This window comes from Pseudomonas alkylphenolica (genome assembly GCF_016009175.1).
GTDB classification, from domain to species: Bacteria; Pseudomonadota; Gammaproteobacteria; order Pseudomonadales; family Pseudomonadaceae; genus Aquipseudomonas; species Aquipseudomonas alkylphenolica_B.
The window spans coordinates 44,495-63,220 of sequence record NZ_JADUCM010000029.1; the positions used below are offsets into that span (position 1 = coordinate 44,495).

Below are 18,726 nucleotides of genomic sequence, written 5' to 3' on the forward strand. Positions count from 1 at the left end.
TGAGAAGCACATATGAGCAAGCAAAAAGACCAATTTATCGCCCTTCTGGGTGATCTCTTCCAGCTCAATCAGTCTGAACTCGACTTCGGTCTGTACCGCATCCTTCACGCCCGAAGCGCGCAGATCAAAGCCTTTATCGATACCGAACTGGGCAGCGAGATCGATGCCCACTTCGCCGGCCAATCGCAAAGTAACGCTCATGACGCGTTAGAAGCCGCCCGCCTAAAAGTCGCCGAGACTCTCGGGGAAGATGCTTTCTTACCCACGGGTGAACTGAAGCCTGAATATCGCGGCACCAAGGTCGGTAAGGAATACGAGCTTGCCCAGCAGCACGCACGCGATGGCGGCGGCGTACTGGCTGACGATGCCCAGGTATACGAACACCTGTACCGCTTCTTCAGCCGCTATTACGACAAAGGCGACTTCATGTCGAAGCGCTACTTTGTCGCCGAAAACGACAGCCGTGCCGCTCCCTATGCTGTGCCCTACGATGGCCGAGAGCTCATGTTGCACTGGGCCAATAAAGACCAGTACTACATCAAGTCGAGCGAGGCACTCAGCAACTTCACCTTCGACCTCACTGCAGCCCTGGCCAAAGAACAGGGCCCGCAAAGCGGTTTCGAATTCCAGCCAGCAACCACAGCCCCCTTAAAGGTACATTTCCGCCTGGCAGCAGCGGCAGAGGGTGAACACAACAACGTCAAGGAAGGCCAAGAGCGATTCTTTATCATCCACGCGGCAGAACCGCTGAAGCTGGAAACCAACGATAAAGGGCTACCGGAGCTCATCGTACAATTCGACTACCGCCCGGACAGCACGAAGTCCGGCCAAGCCGGCACCTGGCAACAGAAACGTCTAGCAGAGGCTGAACAGGTAGTAGGCGAGCAGCTCGCCAACCTGGTATTCAAACACCCTGAGTATCGCGCATTCGAGCAGCCACTATTTGCGCCAGCCCCCACCGATAAGCAGCCCACTCGCACGCTACTAGGCAAATACCTGGGCCAGTTCACGGCCCGTAATACCATGGACTACTTCATCCATAAGAACTTGGGTGGTTTTCTGCGCCGCGAGCTGGATTTTTATATCAAGAACGAGATCATCCGCCTCGACGACATCGAGGCCGCCGATGCTCCGCGAGTGGATGAATACCTGAAAAAGCTACGCGTACTGCGCAAGATTGCACGGCGTGTTGTCGACTTCCTCGCCCAGCTCGAAGACTTCCAAAAAAAGCTTTGGCTCAAGAAGAAGTTCGTTGTCGAAACTCAGTACTGCATTACCTTGAACCGCATTCCAGAAAGTTTCTATCCGGAAATTGCTGCCAATGAGCGGCAGCGTGAAGAGTGGGTGAAGCTTTTTGCCATTGACCAAACCGAGGAAGACATGGCTCAGCCAGGGTATAGCGAGCCGCTATCGGTGGCATTCCTGTCATCCCAACCCTACCTTAGCGTGGATACTGCTTTCTTTGAGGAGTCCTTCAAGGAAAGACTGTTGGCTAGCATCAGCAACACAGATGAAAGCCAGGATGGGTTGTTAATTAACGCCGACAATTTCCAAGCTCTACGGCTCATTGAAAAAAGCACACATGCGTCATTCGACATGGTGTACATCGATCCGCCGTACAACACCGGAGGGGACGATTTCAAGTACAAGGACCAATACCAGCATTCTAGCTGGATCTCGATGATGCAGGACAGACTGAGGGAAGTCTCACCACTACTTTCGAACCGAGCAAATTTCTTTTGCAGCATCGACGACAACGAGCAAGCGACGGCCAAAACGATCTTTAACGATCAGTTCGGTAGCGAAGCTTTTCAAACAAATATAATTGTCCAGTCCAACAAGCGCGGACAGACCTACCAGCCAATTGCAAAGACACATGAGTATGTCCTCGCCTACTCAGTGGGAACCGAGGCAGAAGTCAACGAACTCGACAAGCCGGTTAACCCTGACGCACTTAAGGATGGCATCGGACCATACGAGCTATGGGAGCTGAGGAACAGAAACCCAAAATTCGGACGGTTCAATCGTCCAAACTTGTATTACCCATTGTACGCCAGCCCATCTTCAGTTGACCCTGAGGGATATGCTGCGGTATCCCTTGAATTAAGCGATGACTACTGCATTGAGATTTTCCCACTAAACAGCACGGGTGCCGAATCATGTTGGCGTTGGGGAAAAGAGAAGTCTCAACTTGCGATAAGTCACCAAGGCACGCAGAAAATCCTTGCCAAGCAGCGTCGAGATGGCGGGTGGAACGTCTACGAAAAAGCGCGAAAAAGCACAGCCAAGGCAAAATCTATCTGGACCGATACCGATGTAATCTACGAACAGGGTACCGTCGAGCTCGGAGCGATGGGACTGCGTGAGTTTGGTTTTCCAAAGCCCTCTGGGTTGCTAAAGAAAATCACAAAAATCGGAGCCGATAATGATGCCTGCATTTTGGATTTTTTTGCGGGCACTGGAACTACAGCGCAAGCAGTAATAGACCTCAACAAAGAAGATGGCGGAAAACGCAAATACACTCTGGTCGAGATGGGCCAGCATTTCGATACAGTACTCCGAGTCAGAATCCAAAAAGCCGTTTATGCCTCCAGTTGGAAAAATGGCAAGCCCTCCTCTCGTGACGGCATGGGCCAATGCTTCAAATATCTGCGCTTGGAGTCTTTTGAGGACACGCTAAACAATCTGCGACTGCCGGATACTCCCCGACTAGATGTCAGCTCGTCCGAATTCCACGAAATGGCACGCGACTATCTATTCAAGTACTGGCTGGAGTTCGAAACGGCCGGTAGTCCAAGCCTGCTTAACGTTCGCGAGTTCGCTGACCCAACGTCCTACAAGCTCAAGGTCAAACAGGCCGGCAGCGATGCCCAAGTGGAGAAAACCATCGACCTGGTGGAAACCTTCAACTGGCTGATTGGCCTGCATGTGGCCCACCTCGACCAGCCGCGTCGTTACGCCATTGAACTGATGCGTGAGACTGACCCGGAACTGCCCAAAGATCAGGACACACGCTGGCGAACCAGCGCCATCAAAGAACGTGACGACGGCGAGTTTTGGTTCCGCAGTGTGGAAGGTCACATCTTGACCGTACCGGGCGACGACTTGTCCCGCGAGCGCGTGCTGGTGATCTGGCGCAAGCTGACCGGCGACTCCGGCCGCGATCAAGCAGCGCTGGAAGCTTGGCTGAACAAGCGCGGCATCAATCCGCGCGAAAGCGAATTCGAACACATCTACGTCAACGGTAATCATGCCCTACCCACCGACGGCAGTGCCTTCACGCGCGTGCGTCTGATCGAAGAGACCTTCGCTCAGCGTATGTGGGAGGATGCTTGAGATGGCTGTAAGTCGAGCCCCGCGTAAAAGCAAAGTACAACCTCCATTGGTGGCCAGTCACTTTCAGGATGCCTTGGTACTGAACCAGTACCTTATAAGCTTGATTGGCATCGACCCCTTGGTGGTGCACAAGGATGAAGGTCGTCAGGTGCGACCACTGGAGCTTATTGCCAAAGCACTGCGCACTACCGAGACCGGCATCGGCCCAGACGGCAAGCACCGCTTTCTAGCAAAGCTGGTCTCGCATCTGCCGACCTCGGCCACCCTAACCCCGACTGATTTGGAGCGTTACGACGCCAACCTGGTGGTGCATACGCGGACCATCAATGCCCGGCGCAAACACAAGGGAGAAATCGCCTGGAAGTACTTTCAGTGGCTGACCCTGCTCTTTGTTGAAATCTACCTCGACCGCTACTTCAACGACCGCCAGGGTCTGTGTGCCGCGCTTAATGCGTTTATCGAGCGTTTCAACCAGCACCACCAAGGCCAGGGGCGCGAAACAGGCATCGGCGCGTACGCTGTTGAAGACCTCAACAAACTCTGTCTGCAAAACGCCACGGGCAGCGGCAAGACCCTGCTTATGCATGTAAACCTACTGCAGTTTGCCCAGCATACGCGAGCAACCGGCCAGGCCGATGCTTACAGCCGGGTCATTGTTCTGTCGCCGAACGAACGCCTGTCCGAGCAGCACGAACGTGAGCTGCGCGAAAACGGCTTCTACCCAGAGCCACTGCGCCAGGAAAGTGACCTGATCTCACGAGGGCAAAACGCCCTCGATGTGCCGCTGTTGACTGAAATTACCAAACTGGCGGACGAACAAAAGGTTAAACAAATGGCCGTCGACAGTTTTGGCGATGCCAACCTGCTGCTGGTAGACGAGGGCCACCGGGGCATGAGTGGCAGTGACTGGAAAAGCAAGCGCGATAAGTTGGCGGCCAAGGGCTTCACCTTCGAGTACTCCGCCACCTTCAAGCAGGCAGTCAAAGCAGCCAACGACCGCGTACTGGCCGAGAGCTACGCCAAAGCAGTGCTTTTCGATTACAGCTACCGCTACTTTTATGCGGACGGCTATGGCAAGGACTACCGCATATTCAACCTGCCTCGGGATGAGCTGGCCCACAAGGACACTTACCTGACCGCAGCCCTACTGGGGTTTTATCAGCAGCTGCGCATGTTCACCGAGGCCGGCAATCGCTACACCGGCTACAACCTGGAAAAGCCGTTGTGGGTCTTTGTCGGTGCCAGCGTCACCGGGCGCAAGGTCGATGAGGAAAACGTATCGCCATCCGATGTGGCACAAATCCTCGACTTCCTTGCACGCTTTCTTGCGCACCGTGAAGCCTTTACCACGCTCATCCATACCGTACTAAACGGTAATAGCCAGCAGACGGGTCTGCTCGATGCCCAAGGGCGCGACATCTTCGTGCAGTCGTTCCCTTACCTAAAGGGCTTAAAGCAAAGCGCGGCACAGTTCTATTCTGACATCTGCCAGCGTCTGTTCCATGCCCCTGGCGGCGGTCACTTGGTGGTAGAACGCGTGAAAGGCGACAGCGGTGAGTTGCTGCTGAAGGTTGGCAAAGCCGACCAACCCTTTGGAGTAATCAACGTCGGCGATGCTGCTGCGCTGGCCAAACACATTCAGGACGAACTGGAAAACAAACAGTCCCTGGCCGAGGTGCGCCCCAGCGAATTTGGCGAGCCCGTATTTGGCGACGTACATAAACCGACCTCTCCCATACACATGCTGGTTGGCTCGAAGAAGTTCATCGAAGGCTGGGATTGCTGGCGGGTGTCCAGCCTGGGCCTTATGCGCATGGGCCAGAGTGAAGGCGCACAGATCATTCAGCTGTTCGGACGTGGAGTGCGCCTAAAAGGCAAAGAAATGAGCCTGATGCGTACCAGCCGCTATCAACCGGTGAATCCACCAAAGGATATTCACTTCCTGGAAACGCTGAACGTATTCGGTGTGCAGGCTGACTTCATGGCAACCTTCCGCGACTTCCTAGAAAGCGAAGGCCTACCGCCGAACGATGCACCTCATGTTGAGGAAATCACCCTCAACGTCACCCACGACTTTGGCCAGAAGCTGAAGATCCTCCGTTCCAAGTTCCGCAAGGACACCCAGGAGCAGTACGACTTCCGTAAACATGGCCCCATCGTGGATCTCACTATCGGTGCTCTCCCACCTGGCATGACCAAGGGAGGAATGCCATTGGTTGTTGATCGCTTCCCACGCCTGCAGATGATCCAGGCCAAAGAGGTCATGGGCCTGGCCCCCGAGGCAATCGATAACCCACCACGTCATTTCGATGTCCTGCGCCTGTCGATGCTCGACTGGGACAAGCTGTGGTTCGATCTGGAGCGTTTCCGCCGCCAGCGACACTTAGACAACGTCATCGTAAAAGCTGAAACATTACGGCTGCTGCTGGAGACCCCTGATTGGTATCGCATCCTGGTGCCGGCACATTGGTGGGCACCCTCGATGGCAAACCTGCGCCACTGGCAGTCAATAGCTTTCGAGCTGCTCAGCGGCGCGCTTGAGCGCTGCTTCAATCACCAAAAGCGAAAATACCTCGATCCCCGCATGGAGCTGGTTCTGCTGACCCGCGATAACGATAACCTGCCGGCTGACGACATTAACTACCACCTGATCGTCGAGGCCACCGAGCAATACCTAATCGACGACATTAAGGCGCTGAAGGAAGAGCTCGCTCAAGTTGGCTGGCGTGATCATGGGTACGTACAGGGCTTGAAGCTTGCCGCTCACCTCTACGAGCCACTGCTATCCAGTGAGAAGGTGAAGATCCTGCCCGTCGCCCTCAATAAGTCCGAGTTTCAATTCGTCGACGATTTGCGCCTATGGCTGGAAGCCCACGAAGCAAACCTTGCCGAGCGCGGCGAACGTATTTTCCTGCTGCGTAACCTGGTCAAGCAGGGAGTCGGCTTCTTTGAGGCCGGGAATTTTTATCCTGACTTCATTCTCTGGAGCCTGAAGGCGGATGGCAGCCAACGCATCTGTTTCATCGATCCTCATGGACTAGAACACGAAGGTCCCGGCAGCGACAAAATTCAGCTCTCGCAGAACATTAAGGATCTGGAAGCGCGCTTGAGTGACCCAGGCGTGAAGCTGGAGTCGATCATCCTGTCGCCGAGCACAAACCGTATGCGGATCGAACACCTGTGGAGCCAACAAGGCCTGCCGGTACCTGACTTGAACGCTCTGCATGTCTTCTTTATTGGAGAGCAGGACTACATCAGCAAAGTAATGGCATTGGTGCAGCCTTAAGACTTTACTGCAGTCATTGAAGTGAAGGGCGGGGGGCTTCACTTCAATGATCAAAAAGCTCTAACACCAGAATGAAATGGTCATCGCGAACAATGTACGGAGGAAAAATGACGTCGCACCACCTCGGCTCCGCAATGGTGGCTGAATGTGGAAGCGTTAATGCTAGGGGATGCAGTACTCCTACCATCACGCATCAAATTGGACCTCCCCAGCATCACACCTGACAGCGCAACCCGTGATTTCTGGAAAGATTGGGGTTCTCAAGCACCGGATATCGAAGCGTTGGCAAAGGCCGTTGAATCGCTGAGAAGTCAGACTAAAATCGTGGATGGTTAACGTAGCAGCGCATCTCGCAGAGCAAGAGTGGGGGGATAAATGGGGGGACAGAAACTGAACCCCTCATAAACTCCAACAAAATAAGGCCAAAACCAACCAATAACGCCGCCCACAAGCCGGCTTTTTAATGCCTGCAGAAAACCCGCTCGGTCTGAGATCTATCGGAAAGCGCCGACCAGCAACCACCCTCCCGGCCACTCACACCCCAAGATCCTGAAAATCCTTACACGTCATCCCCGCGTCATACCGTTTCATCCCGTACGGCGAACCTGGGTGTCGATGCGAGCATTTCCCGACCGTCCCGACCTTCACGTACAGCTCACTGGTAACCGGGTGCGGTGTCCTCTCGCCTGCCCACCAGCTGCAACTCGAACACATGTGTTTGGTTGTCAGCGAACACACCTTCTTGTGCTGCAGCGTGAAAGTCCCCAGGTCCGGGCGCCGAGGCGTAGGCGCTGACCGAGGTGCTTCCCTTCTTGGCTCATCGTCAGCGTCATCAGGTTCTGTACGTCGCGTCCGATAGTGAGCCTGGCTTATGTATTGCCCCTCTACTCCTTCAGCATGCCCGACACTGAAGAAGTCCTTGAAATACCGATAAGCTGCAAACAGCCCGGCAATTATCAGTAAAAAGACCATCGCCTGTCCCGCCAGAGCCTTGAGTCTGACCGGCCACGAATTGGCTTTTTCCTGTTCGAGTCGAACCCGTTCTGCTTCCCTCGCCTGCGCCTGAGTTGATGCTATCTGTGCCCAATACTGGTTGGTGACCTGGCTGAAATCACCGACGTTATACAACCCTTGAGTAGCGTCTGAGTTCAACTTGGTGATGTCGCGGATGCAGGCACCGGCTTTGACATCCACAGTTTGGCGAGTGCTAGTGAGCACATCGAGCTTACTGATAGACGCCCCCAGGCACCGTGAAAACCGATCCAGCTCAGCCGCATGCAACTGCTCCAGCGTCAGCCCGGACGCTGTCAGGTAAGGTGGCTTTTTGCCTGGGTACCAAGAGAACGGCGGCGCCTCCAACTCACTGAAGCGCGTATCCAGATCAGTTGAAACCTGCTTGAACGAGTAAGCAGTTTGCACACCTACAGCGCCGAACAGCTGCGCCAAACCCTTCGAGTAGATCAATTGCTTGACGGTTTTATCGAAGTCGACCCAACGCTTTCGGGATTGGTTGTAGTCATTACTTTGCGCGGTGGTGAACGTCAGCGCCACGTAGTCGCCTTGTTGTAGCGACTGCACAGCCGGATTACTTGCACGGCATTCAGCAACGGTCTTTGAGCGCCAGCGTTCTGAGGCATAGGCTGCCTTTATGCACTGGATATAGCCCTCGACATGGCTTGGGGCCAAGGCTATGTCGGGAACACTTGCCTGTGAGCCAGTAGATAGCGCTGATAGCAGCACGCCGAAAGCGGCGCAATTGATCACTGAACGAAAAGCATGCATCCCTGGGCTCCGTTGCGGGTAACGCCTGATGGTGCGAAAAAAGAAAAAGCAGGTTTCAGGTACGCAGGGCGCGACTCGTTTTGGCCCTGCCTTTAAGCCAGTAGTACCCACCCAACATCAGCAAAAAGCCAACCCACTTGTAAGGCAGCAACTTCACCACGAACCCTGCTGCGGTCCAGTCGTCCCAGGAACGGCCCCCGCCGCCAAGAAAAAAGGCCACAGTCAGTAGCTGGGTAAACACAACGTAAGCGCCGCCAAACTTCAGCAGGAACATAAATACGCGCTTGCGTTTGGCGATGTACTCCGACTCGCTACCAGCACTTGACCGTATGCCACCCAAAACCGCACCGAGAACTAATAATCCTACCGCCCCGGACACGAGTGACAGTGCAGTGGACGCTTCTGCCAGGTCCCCTTTACCGCCATACAGGTAAATGTAATAAGCCAGGAAGGCCAGATAGAGGGCGAAACCAATCCTGAAAGGACGAGACATCATCGCAAAACCGATCAATGCAACGACGATACCAATCACTGCCACCATTCGTTAGTGCTCCTGCCAGTTCGCTGGATAACCAAGCGAGATCCATTTCATCAAAAAACGAGCAGCATAATACCAATAGGCCATTACCAAAAAAATGGAGCTGTCGCTAAATGCTTGATGTCGATGGCAACGGCTGAACACTGGCTAAGTACACAGGTAAGCTTTTCAAGCATGTACCTTGATGCAAGGCCTTTAAAATACGCGCTGCCGCTGAGGAATCCCCCGGGATATGGGCGTTTTGTTGACAGTTTACGATGCCAAATCAAAGTGCCATCATGCAGGCAAAACAGATCGCGCCGATGTATAGATTTGAACCGGCGCCCGCTCATCCCGGAAGCGATATGCCTTCAATTACAGGGCATGCGTACAACAGCCAACACACAAGGACCTGTGCATGCTTTGCCCCTCGCCTTCGATCGCCCCCCCTTCTCGTACCCCGAGTAAAGACCAGCGTTTACTTGATTATCCCAGCGCATAAGCACCTGAGCACCCTATGCGGGTCTTCGCGCAGACCATCAACACTTAAAGGATTATTTTCATGCTCAACAGCCAGAAAGAGTTCGCCACTTACTTGAAGAAAATGCAGTCACTGCTTAGTGACCAAGCGTTTTCGTTCGATCAGTCATTGCTTGCAAAAGTGATGGAGACCGAGCTTGTGGTTCCTGTAATCGGAGCCTTCAGTGCCGGTAAGAGCTCGCTGTTGAACGCGCTGATGGGCAAGGACATCTTGCCGGTCGGGATTGCGCCAGAAACGGAACTGGCGACCGAGCTGCGTTATTCCTCCGAGCCTTATCTGCTGGCGATCAAGCCCGACGGTGTGCAAGAACGTTTGCCTGTTGAAGCGCTGAGCACCATCAATCGTCGCTCCAGCGAATTTTCGCACTTGCGCCTTTACCTAGACAGCGAGGCGCTGAAAGCCATTGCTCCCCTGGTGCTGGTAGACATGCCGGGCTTTGGCTCATCGCTGGAAAACCACAATAAGGCCATTGCGTACTACCTGCCGCGCGGTGTGCACTTCGTGGTACTGACCAGCATCGAGGACGGCAACATTACGCAGTCGATGCTGCGCAAACTCGACGAGCTAAAAACCTACAACACCGATTTCACCTTCCTGCTGAGCAAATGCAACCTGCGCGCCGCCGACCAGGTGGAAGACGTGCAGGCCTACATTGACGACCAGCTCGGGGTGTATTTCGGCGAGCACTACCGCAGCATCACTCTCGGCAACCGGGGTGGCGAGGAACTGACGAATGCACTGACCGCATTGCAGCCTGACGTGCTGTTCTCGCGCCTGTTCATCGACATCCTCAAGGACCAGAACTTCGAAGTACTGGCGCAGATCAACCTGGCGCTGAGCATGCTGAAAAAGGACAAGGCCGAGAGCGAGCAAACCGCACGCGCACTCGAGCAGGCCCTGGCCAAGCTGCTGGAGCAACGCAAAGACGTCGAGTCGGACCTGAAAGATCGCTACTCGGGAAAAATGCTCGACCGTAGCCTGCGCGGCCTGGACAACGCGCTTAATGACTCCCTCGACGAGCTGGTCACCTTGGGCAGCAGCAAGAACCCGAGTGCCCTGTCGAATGCACTCTCCGACATCATCCGCAGCAGCCTGTCCAGCACGATCAAATCTGAAGTGCAGGACATCTCCACCAACATGGTCGACCGGATTGCCAGCAACCTCAGCGCCACCAGCAGCCAGATGTCCGTGCTGGACATCAGCGGCAACTGGAGCGAGGAACTTTCCAACAAGGTCAAATTCTCGCTGGAGCGCACCACGGAAATGCTCAGCGACTGGTCGACACGCCTGAGCAATCGGGCCGAGGAAGACAAGAACAGCGGCGTCATGCTCTACCGCAGCCTCTCTACCGTGCTCGCTGTCACCACCACCGTGGTCAATCCGCTGGTAGAGCTGGTGATCATCTTCTTGCCCGAAATTCTCAAGATGTTTAACGGTGGCGGTAACGAGCGCGAGAAGTTTCGCCAGAAGCTGACCGGTGAAGTGTTCCCCAACATCAAGGCGGAACTGCGCGGGAAAATTCCAGCAATCATCGACGAGCAACTCAACGCCATGCTGAAGAAGATCAGCGACGGTTTCGAAGAGCAGATCACCAAGCAAAAGCATGTGATCGACTCAATTGCACAGGAAAGCCTGCAGCTTGAAGCGCAGATCAGCGAGAAGACGGCTGTGCTGGAAAACCTCGCCACCGCAGTAAAAGCCGCTGCAAACGAACACCTCTACAAGTAAGGCGAACGACCTAATGGATTACCAATCACTCGTCGCTTTTAGCGAAAGCCTGCACACGCTGGCAGCAAGCAACCAGGACCTGTTTGAGCGCGAAATCGAGCAGTTCAAGCGGCTGAACGGCATCGACCAACCGCAACAGCTCGCGCAAGCGTGCCAGACGCTGCAGGACCAGAACCGGCTGATGAACATCGGTATTGTTGGTCGCGTGAAAGCCGGAAAGTCATCGCTACTCAATGCGCTGATCTTTAATGGCGAGCCGATCCTGCCCAAGGCCGCCACTCCCATGACCGCTGCACTGACCACCATTACCTGGGGCGAAGTGTTCCAGGCCAAGGTTGAGTTCTACAGCGAAACGGACATCGCCGCGATCCGCTTCAAATCGGACCAGTTCGAGCAACGCCTGGCCACGCGCAAGCGCGAATGCCTGGAAGAGCTGGTGAAGCGTCGTAACGCCCAAGCCAATGGCGCGCCCCTCGATATGGCGCAGCTGACGATCATGGCCGATAAAAAAGCCTTGAACGAACTGCAACGCGAAGAAGGCTTGTTCGCGGCATACGACCAGTTCCAGCGCATGAAGAAGTCAGGGCTCGATGCGACCAAGCTGCACTTGCACAGCGAGATTCAGGCAGGTAACCCGAAAGAGCTGGCGGCTGGCCTTCACAACTATGTCGGTGCCGATGGCACATACATGCCGTTCACCAAGACGGTTCATGTCGCCATGCCGCTGGAGGCACTACGCGATATCTGCATCATCGATACCCCCGGCATGAACGATCCGGTCCAGTCGCGCGAAGAGCGCACGGTCGAATTGCTGAAAACCTGCGACGTGGTGTTCATCGTCAGCCCGGCCGGCCAGTTCCTCAATGAGCAAGACCTTGAGGTGATGGGGCGAATTACCCAGAAGGAAGGCATTCAGGAACTGGTACTGGTGGCCAGCCAGATCGACACACAACTGTACGGCAGCGAAAAGCGCGCGCGCTTGAGCGATGCCGTGGAAGCCATTCGTGCCCAGCTGTCGGCACGGGCACAGAGCACCCTTGCAGACCTCAAGATGAGCAGCCCGGAAGTGGGCTCGGTGTTCGACAACCTGATCGGTTCGGTGCACCGTAACCTGCTGCATAGCTCCGGCTTGTGCCACAGCCTCAACCGCCGCTTCGAATCGCCCGAAACCTGGGACTCGAATGAGCAGGTGACGTGGGACAACCTGTCCACCGATTACCCGGATTACTTCACCCGCGACAACCAGGCACTGTCGTTGAGCAGCCTGGACAGCCTGGCAAACATTGATGCGATCAACGCCATGCTTGCCCAGGTGCGCGAAAAGAAAGCGCAGATCACACGGGAAAAAATCGCCAACCTGATGGTTCGCAAACAAAAGAACCTTGAAGCATTCAAGGCGCTGATCATCACCCTGGCACGCAACCAGGTCATCCAGATCAAGAACGCCAACGTCGATCAGCTGGACGAACAACTGGCTTCGCTGGAATCGAAGCGACTGGATCTCTCGCTGGAACTGGATGTCAGCTTCAAATACACCATGGCCGACTACCGCCAGAAGTTGCGTGACGAAATGCGCAAGACAGCTGCGCAATTGCTTCGCGAAACGCAGTCCACTGTCAAGGACGCGGAAGGCTCTTTCAGTGAAACCATTGTCGTCGACAACCCCGGGGTTGGCAGCTGGATTGCCCGCAATCTATGGGGCGGCGGCACTACCGAGAAAACGGTCGTCCGCGCCAAGATCATCAGTAGCCAGGTCATCTCCACCATCAACGAGTTCATGAACGACATCCAGGATGAGCTGGGCGCCAAGGTGGAGAGCTCTCATCGCGGGTTGAACGAAGAGCTGGCCCGGACCCTCACGCCGAAGATCCGTGAGGTGCTTGAACAGGATGCCAATGCGCAAATGATCAAGCTCGCGATTCTTTCGATCATTCAATCGATTCCTGACGATGACTTTGATTTGGGCATTCCGTTGCCTGACACCCTGAAAAGCAACGGCACGCTCAAGGGCTACGAGGCCGAACGCTTCAAGGATGCCGCCGATGACTTCATCGGCTCGTTGGGTAGCAAGGTCAAAAGCAAAATCAGTTCGTTCATCAACGATGTTGAACGCAACGCGCCTTCCACTATCTCCAACTCCTTCGTCGATGAGATTCAACGCCGTATCAATGTGCTCAAGGATCAGGTCGACAACGCGGCTCAAACCATTGACCGGCTTGAACGTCTGGCACGCAAGGCCGAAGAGGTCACCCTGTGAGCAACCCGCCAGCCATTCATGAACAGGCACGCTCGACGCTGGAGTCGCTGTCCCGCTTCTGGCAGTTCAAACGCAAGAAGCTGGCAGCTGAACTTCAGGGCCACCTGGATGATGCCCAGTGCCAGCTCGACACGTTGTTCAGCACCAATCAGCAATTGTCCGCGTTGTGCGCGGGCCAGAACGACGAAATCGGCGAGCTGAAATCGCGCAACGGCTCGCTCGTCGATGCGTTGCAGCTTGAAACAGCCAATTTGGCCTCGACCTCCGACGCTTTAGCGCAGGAGAAGGGCAAGCTCCAGAAGGCTATGCTCGCACTGGCTCAGGCCAAGGTGTACGCCAAGGATCTGGAAGAGCGGCAGGCTCAGGCCTTGGCCCAGATCGCTGGGCTCGAAGAGCACCTTGCCGATCACAAGCAGCAGCTTGTCGACAAAGAGCGGTGCATTCAGGAACTCCAGGGCACCCTGGCCGATACTCGACAGCAGATAGAGGCGCTGAACGACGTCAAGCAGCGGTTGACCGAGCAGTGCGCCGAGCAGACTGAGCAGATCCGCACGCTGGAGTCGCGCAATGAAACGCTCAGCAATCAGTTGCAGGCAGAACAGGCCAATGCGGCAGAGCTGGAAGCACGCAAGGATCAGGCGCTTGCCGAGATCGTCACCCTTCAACAGCAATTGGCTGACCGCAAGCAGGCGCTGGCGGAAAAAGAACAGCGTATCGCTGAACTTGAGCACACCCTCTCGGACGCGCAACAGCAGATCGTAGCGCTGACCGACGCCAAACAGCAGTTGGCCGAACAGTGCACCGGGCAGGCTGTACAGATCGACTCGCTGGAGTCGGACAATGAAGCGCTAACAGCCCAGTTGCAGGCAGAACGAGCCAATGCGGCCGAGCTGGAGGAACGCAAGGCACAGGCGCTGGCACAAATTGCCGAGCTGGAGACGTACCTGGAGGAACACAAGAACCAGTTGCTTTCCACGGAGCAGAACGTCGACCTTCTGGAAAGCCTGACCGAACAATTGAAAGCCTCCCAGCAGCATCTGGAGGACAACTACGCTGACATCAACAAGCAGCACCTGTCGCTCACCGAGAAGTTTTCTCTGGTGAGCAAGGTCCTGGCCCAGCAACCTCCAGGTAATGAAGAACTGGCCAAATTCGCCGACCTGATCAACCACGACTACATGGAGTTCGCCAGCCGCGAATCGTCGTTGGCCGGTGAAGCCCAAGCCGTGCTCGACATGCAGGCGATCCTCGCCGAGATGCAGATGCTGAATAACTTCCCGAGCATTGCCGGCAGAACCATCCTGAGCATTGCGGGTGGTTTCAGCAGCGGCAAGTCGGCGTTCGTCAACAGCTTCATCCGTAACCCGAGCGTGAAACTGGCGACCGGCATCAACCCGGTGACCGTGGTCCCCAGCTACGTGGTGTGTTCCGAAGAAACCCGGATCAAGGGTTATTCGTACAACGGCGGAGCCATCGATCTGGAGCCCAGCCTGTACGCATCGATGTGCCACGAGTATGTTCAGGCCTTCGGCTTCGACCTGCGGCGCATCCTGCCCTTCATCAGCGTCAAGGTTCCCATGGACCCGGAGCTGTTCGGCAACCTGTGCATCATCGATACACCCGGCTACAACCCGGGTACCACCGGTGGGGCTGCGGCCTCCGACCGTAGCACTGCAGCCTCCCTGGTCAATCAGGCATCGGCGCTGGTCTGGGTCATCGGCCTTGACCCGGCCGGGACCATCGACCAGTCCGACATCGAGTTCATCGAGTCCACGCCGTTCCGCGCAGAGTCGCTGTATATCGTGTTGAACAAGGCGGATGTGAAGTCGCAGGACGATATTCTCGAGATCATGGACCAGGTAGCCGACGACCTGAGTTTCGCGGGTATCGAGTACGCCGGCATGTGCGCCTATTCGTCCACGCGCAAGAAAGACTACCCCTCCAGCGGCCTGACGTTCGAGCAGTTCCTGCGCTCGATCAACCGTAAAGTGGATGTAGTCGGCAAGGTTACCAACAAGCTCGATATCGTATTCGATGCCTACAAGCAGGCCATCCAGGCCGATATCGCGCAGCTGGAAGGCCGCAAGGGCGAGTTCAATGCATTCAAGCTCGATGCGCTGGAAATCGGCGGAACGGAGTTGTTTGACAGAATTGATCGAGCATTCCCCATCTCTGAGCAAATGTTCGATTCTTCCGGGCTGGAAAAACTCGTGGATGAATGCGAAGGCCTTCGTCGAACGCTCAAGCTGGCCGCTCGAAAAGCGCTGGAGGTTTGCGAACTCGTTCGCACCAGAACCTCTGTCGAGTCTGACGACTTCCTTCGCACTCGAATACGCCGGTAAACGCCGGCACGCAGCGCGTTGTTAACCTGGGCCTGCCTGTTGGCAGGCCCAGGCCTGTTCGCTCAAAATCGCCGCCGCGCCAGCAACTCCGCCAATGCCCCTTCAAGCCACCCGGCGGTGCGCATCTTCAGCGCCTTGCTTCCGCACTTCGGGCACTGGTCAAACCACTCGCCGGGCATCAACGCATCACTTTGCGGTGCCACTGTTTTTGTCCAACCGCATCCTTCACATTCAAAGGTGAAGGGCCTGGGTTTGATGGGCATTCTAAAGCTCCTTGGTTTCTTAGCTGATGTGTTGACATCGGTGCATTAGCTGCCCGGATAAGCCAGTTCGATCTGCTCATCGAACGCGCCACCAACCCCACAGTAATCACGTGGAACACGCTCAAGATCCTCGGCTACCTGGGTGATCACCTGGCGCAGTTCCAGACGTTCGAACCAACGCGCAGGAATGGCAGCGGCACCATGCTGGGCACCCAACAAGTGCCCGGCGACGAGGCCTGTACTGTTGCTGTCGCCACCATGGTTCACCGCCGTGATCACCCCTTCTTCGAGTGAGCGTGCTGTCAGTGCGCACCACAGCCCGATTGCCAGAGCCTGTTCGGCAACCCACCCACCGCCAAGGTCGCCAATGCGTTGCGGGGTGGGTGTATAGCCCTCGTAGAAGAAGAACAGCACGCGCTCGATGAGGCTGCGCGTTTCCTCCATACCCTGTACTTGCCCATACTTGGCCAGGCTTTGAGTTACGGCGTGCTCCAGGCTGTCCTGTCGATCGATTACACGTTGAAGAATGTCGGCGAATAGCCCGGCTGTGAGGTAGCCCGTCGGATGCCCGTGCGTCAGGCGCCCGGACTGCGCTGCGTAGTCAAACGCATTGGCAAAGCATGCACAGGGCGCAGCACGTACCAAGGCGCCGCAGCCCTTGCTGTTGTTTTCGGCCACCGCTCCCAGTCGCGCACTGGCCCTGAGTGCGCTCAGACAGGTTGTGCCCGGGGTGCGACGAGACCAGAGTTCCACTTGTTTGATCAGCCAGCCATCTTCGACGGGCGGCGTCGCCGACGGGTAATCCTGGGTAAGCAGCCAGCGCAGCAACGCATGGTGAACAACGCTCGGGACGTGGCACGCCTGCCGTGAACTGCCAAGCACAAAAGCGCGCAGCAAACCTTCTGCGGTAAACAGCATCATCTGCGTGTCGCCGCTGATAGCGCCGCTGAAGCCGTAAGCCGGGGCAAAATCAACGATGCCCTGCGAACCGAATCTGGCCTCGATAGCAGGCCACTCAAGAAACTCCACGGGGGTGCCAAGCGCGTCTGCGACAGCTCCGCCCAGCAGGCAACCTTTGATCCGTTCAAGTCTGTTCATGCCCTTCCCTTATTGCTCTTCTGCAGAGATCAGGTCCTGCAAAATCACCAGCTTGCTTTGCAGCTGCTCGAGGTGCGCTTTCTCCGCACGCAGCGCCGAACGAAGCTCCCGGTTTTCCATCTCCCAGATCCGCGCCCAGCGTGCGTCCTTGCGACAGGCAAGCGCCATGTGCCAAATTTCACGCAACCTCAGGTACTGCAACAGGAGCACCGCCAGGATCACCCCGATCAACACCAACGCCCCTGTCGAAACTGCTTCAGACATAGTCATGTCCACTTCCTTTCGTGACTTCAATTTATTTCGAAGACAGACACACGATATGTAGTGATTAGCGACAGGTCTAGAATGTAGACTTATACAGGTAAAGTATTCGCGCACATGGAGAGGGTATGAAACGCAAGCAATCCATCGAACAGGTACGCTGGGACCTGGCACTTCGCTATCGCTTGATCGAGACCGTTGCCTGGTGGGAAGGCCGGCTGACCACGGGACACTTGATGCAGAGCTTTGGCATCAGCCGCCAACAGGCGTCCAAGGACATCAATACTTACATCAGCGAGCATGCGCCCAAAAACTTGACATATGACAAGCAGCTCAAGGGGTATGTGCCGAGCAAGCAGTTCAAACCCCTGTTCATCGACGACAGTGCCAGCGCTTACTTGCACCTGCTCTATCAGAACAATGAGCGTGCCCCGCACATCGACGGACTGGCACTGGCCTACGCGCACACCAAGGTATTGGAAGTGCCGGATCGCCCCATCCGGCCAGAGATCCTGCGCCCCTTGCTCAAGGCTTGCCGCGAAGGCCTGCGCCTGGAAACCGAGTATGTGTCGTTCAATACCCCAAACGTAGAGGTTCGCCTCATCGCCCCGCACACGCTGGTGTACACCGGCATGCGCTGGCATGTGCGAGCCTACTGCGAAAAGAACGGCCAGTACCGCGACTTCGTGCTCAGTCGCCTGCGCGGGCAACCGGACCTGCTCGACGAATCGCCGAACACACGGGAGCTGGATGAGGACTGGAATGTCGAGGTTCCGGTGATTTTCGAGCCCGACGGGCGATTGAACGAAGCACAGAAAGCGATCATCGAAACCGATTTCGGCATGACACAAGGACAATTGCTGGTGCCCAGCCGCAGGGCGTTGGTGAAGTATGTGCTTCAGCGTTACCAGATCGACCCGCGTAATCTGGCAACCAGCCCTGAGGCTCAGCAAATTGTGGTGACCAACCTCAAGGAGTTGAGGCCGTGGCTTATGAATGACTGATTCTGCGGGAGCCTGTGGATTTAGCTGATCCGGCAGGCGACATCTGCATCAACAGTCAGGTCTTTCTTCAGTCAATGCAGTTTCTGCCCTATGTTCTGGGCCTCGATGATCATGCGGTCGAGCAGAGCGAGCATCTCATCGACATCAATTTCCTGGAAGCAGCCCTCTGCCTCCTGCTCCAGGATCATGGCGGCGAATTCCTCGCTGTATTCGACCTCATCTTCGGTTTCAACTTGAGTGGGTGCAGAGTCACCCGTGTGACCATCTTCTTGATCGTTACACATCACAAACCTCGCATAAAAATCGTGCCC

Annotated in this window: 12 protein-coding genes; 6 read left to right on the top strand and 6 right to left on the bottom strand. The window is 55.8% G+C overall.

Features of this window, described 5'->3' with window-relative positions; genetic code table 11:
* The first annotated feature begins 12 nt into the window (after positions 1-12).
* Positions 13-3,336, top strand: coding sequence for a site-specific DNA-methyltransferase (locus tag I5S59_RS20870; protein WP_197878279.1), 3,324 nt, complete (start codon positions 13-15; stop codon positions 3,334-3,336).
* Position 3,337: 1 nt separating this feature from the next.
* Entirely contained in the window at positions 3,338-6,622 is a 3,285-nt protein-coding gene (locus tag I5S59_RS20875) for a DEAD/DEAH box helicase family protein (RefSeq protein ID WP_197878280.1), read from the top strand.
* A gap of 534 nt (positions 6,623-7,156) precedes the next feature.
* Here the strand turns inward: I5S59_RS20875 and I5S59_RS20880 are convergent.
* Both I5S59_RS20880 and I5S59_RS20885 read right to left on the bottom strand, forming a co-directional pair.
* Positions 7,157-8,404, bottom strand: a complete 1,248-nt coding sequence (locus tag I5S59_RS20880) for a hypothetical protein (protein ID WP_197878281.1) — start codon at positions 8,402-8,404, stop codon at positions 7,157-7,159.
* Positions 8,405-8,459: 55 nt separating this feature from the next.
* Positions 8,460-8,945 carry a hypothetical protein gene (locus I5S59_RS20885; RefSeq protein ID WP_197878282.1) on the bottom strand — a complete coding sequence of 162 codons (486 nt, stop codon included), beginning with the start codon at positions 8,943-8,945 and terminating at the stop codon, positions 8,460-8,462.
* 538 nt (positions 8,946-9,483) lie between these two features.
* On the opposite strand from I5S59_RS20885, the gene I5S59_RS20890 reads away from it, so the two are divergent.
* Genes I5S59_RS20890 through I5S59_RS20900 form a run of 3 tightly spaced genes read left to right on the top strand, consistent with a single transcriptional unit; the run spans position 9,484 to position 15,789 of the window.
* Entirely contained in the window at positions 9,484-11,190 is a 1,707-nt protein-coding gene (locus I5S59_RS20890) for a dynamin family protein (protein ID WP_197878283.1), read from the top strand.
* Between the two features lie 13 nt (positions 11,191-11,203).
* Positions 11,204-13,447 carry a dynamin family protein gene (locus I5S59_RS20895; protein ID WP_197878284.1) on the top strand — a complete coding sequence of 748 codons (2,244 nt, stop codon included), beginning with the start codon at positions 11,204-11,206 and terminating at the stop codon, positions 13,445-13,447.
* On the top strand, positions 13,444-15,789 hold the full coding sequence (locus I5S59_RS20900) for a dynamin family protein (RefSeq protein ID WP_197878285.1): 2,346 nt from the start codon (positions 13,444-13,446) through the stop codon (positions 15,787-15,789). Before I5S59_RS20895 ends, I5S59_RS20900 begins: the two co-directional genes overlap by 4 nt.
* A gap of 62 nt (positions 15,790-15,851) precedes the next feature.
* Here the strand turns inward: I5S59_RS20900 and I5S59_RS20905 are convergent, their stop codons facing one another.
* Genes I5S59_RS20905 through I5S59_RS20915 form a run of 3 tightly spaced genes read right to left on the bottom strand, consistent with a single transcriptional unit; the run spans position 15,852 to position 17,420 of the window.
* Positions 15,852-16,052, bottom strand: coding sequence for a hypothetical protein (locus I5S59_RS20905; protein WP_197878286.1), 201 nt, complete (start codon positions 16,050-16,052; stop codon positions 15,852-15,854).
* Between the two features lie 45 nt (positions 16,053-16,097).
* The gene (locus I5S59_RS20910) at positions 16,098-17,150 is read right to left on the bottom strand and encodes an ADP-ribosylglycohydrolase family protein (RefSeq protein ID WP_197878287.1); all 1,053 of its coding nucleotides are present in this window, start codon (positions 17,148-17,150) and stop codon (positions 16,098-16,100) included.
* Positions 17,151-17,159: 9 nt separating this feature from the next.
* Positions 17,160-17,420 carry a hypothetical protein gene (locus I5S59_RS20915; RefSeq protein WP_197878288.1) on the bottom strand — a complete coding sequence of 87 codons (261 nt, stop codon included), beginning with the start codon at positions 17,418-17,420 and terminating at the stop codon, positions 17,160-17,162.
* 119 nt (positions 17,421-17,539) lie between these two features.
* Here I5S59_RS20915 and I5S59_RS20920 point away from each other — a divergent pair, with 119 nt between their 5' ends.
* Complete coding sequence (locus I5S59_RS20920; protein ID WP_197878289.1) at positions 17,540-18,415, top strand: WYL domain-containing protein; 876 nt, start codon at positions 17,540-17,542, stop codon at positions 18,413-18,415.
* 71 nt (positions 18,416-18,486) lie between these two features.
* On the opposite strand, the gene I5S59_RS20925 is transcribed toward I5S59_RS20920, so the two are convergent.
* Positions 18,487-18,699 carry a hypothetical protein gene (locus I5S59_RS20925; protein WP_197878290.1) on the bottom strand — a complete coding sequence of 71 codons (213 nt, stop codon included), beginning with the start codon at positions 18,697-18,699 and terminating at the stop codon, positions 18,487-18,489.
* Between the last annotated feature and the right edge of the window lie 27 nt (positions 18,700-18,726).

Excerpts from the sequence above, each read along its gene's own strand:
- I5S59_RS20870 (WP_197878279.1), top strand. The coding sequence starts at position 13 with ATGAGCAAGCAAAAAGACCAATTTATCGCCCTTCTGGGTGATCTCTTC.
- I5S59_RS20875 (WP_197878280.1), top strand. The coding sequence starts at position 3,338 with ATGGCTGTAAGTCGAGCCCCGCGTAAAAGCAAAGTACAACCTCCATTG.
- I5S59_RS20880 (WP_197878281.1), bottom strand. The coding sequence starts at position 8,404 with ATGCATGCTTTTCGTTCAGTGATCAATTGCGCCGCTTTCGGCGTGCTG.
- I5S59_RS20885 (WP_197878282.1), bottom strand. The coding sequence starts at position 8,945 with ATGGTGGCAGTGATTGGTATCGTCGTTGCATTGATCGGTTTTGCGATG.
- I5S59_RS20890 (WP_197878283.1), top strand. The coding sequence starts at position 9,484 with ATGCTCAACAGCCAGAAAGAGTTCGCCACTTACTTGAAGAAAATGCAG.
- I5S59_RS20895 (WP_197878284.1), top strand. The coding sequence starts at position 11,204 with ATGGATTACCAATCACTCGTCGCTTTTAGCGAAAGCCTGCACACGCTG.
- I5S59_RS20905 (WP_197878286.1), bottom strand. The coding sequence starts at position 16,052 with ATGCCCATCAAACCCAGGCCCTTCACCTTTGAATGTGAAGGATGCGGT.
- I5S59_RS20910 (WP_197878287.1), bottom strand. The coding sequence starts at position 17,150 with ATGAACAGACTTGAACGGATCAAAGGTTGCCTGCTGGGCGGAGCTGTC.
- I5S59_RS20915 (WP_197878288.1), bottom strand. The coding sequence starts at position 17,420 with ATGACTATGTCTGAAGCAGTTTCGACAGGGGCGTTGGTGTTGATCGGG.
- I5S59_RS20920 (WP_197878289.1), top strand. The coding sequence starts at position 17,540 with ATGAAACGCAAGCAATCCATCGAACAGGTACGCTGGGACCTGGCACTT.
- I5S59_RS20925 (WP_197878290.1), bottom strand. The coding sequence starts at position 18,699 with ATGTGTAACGATCAAGAAGATGGTCACACGGGTGACTCTGCACCCACT.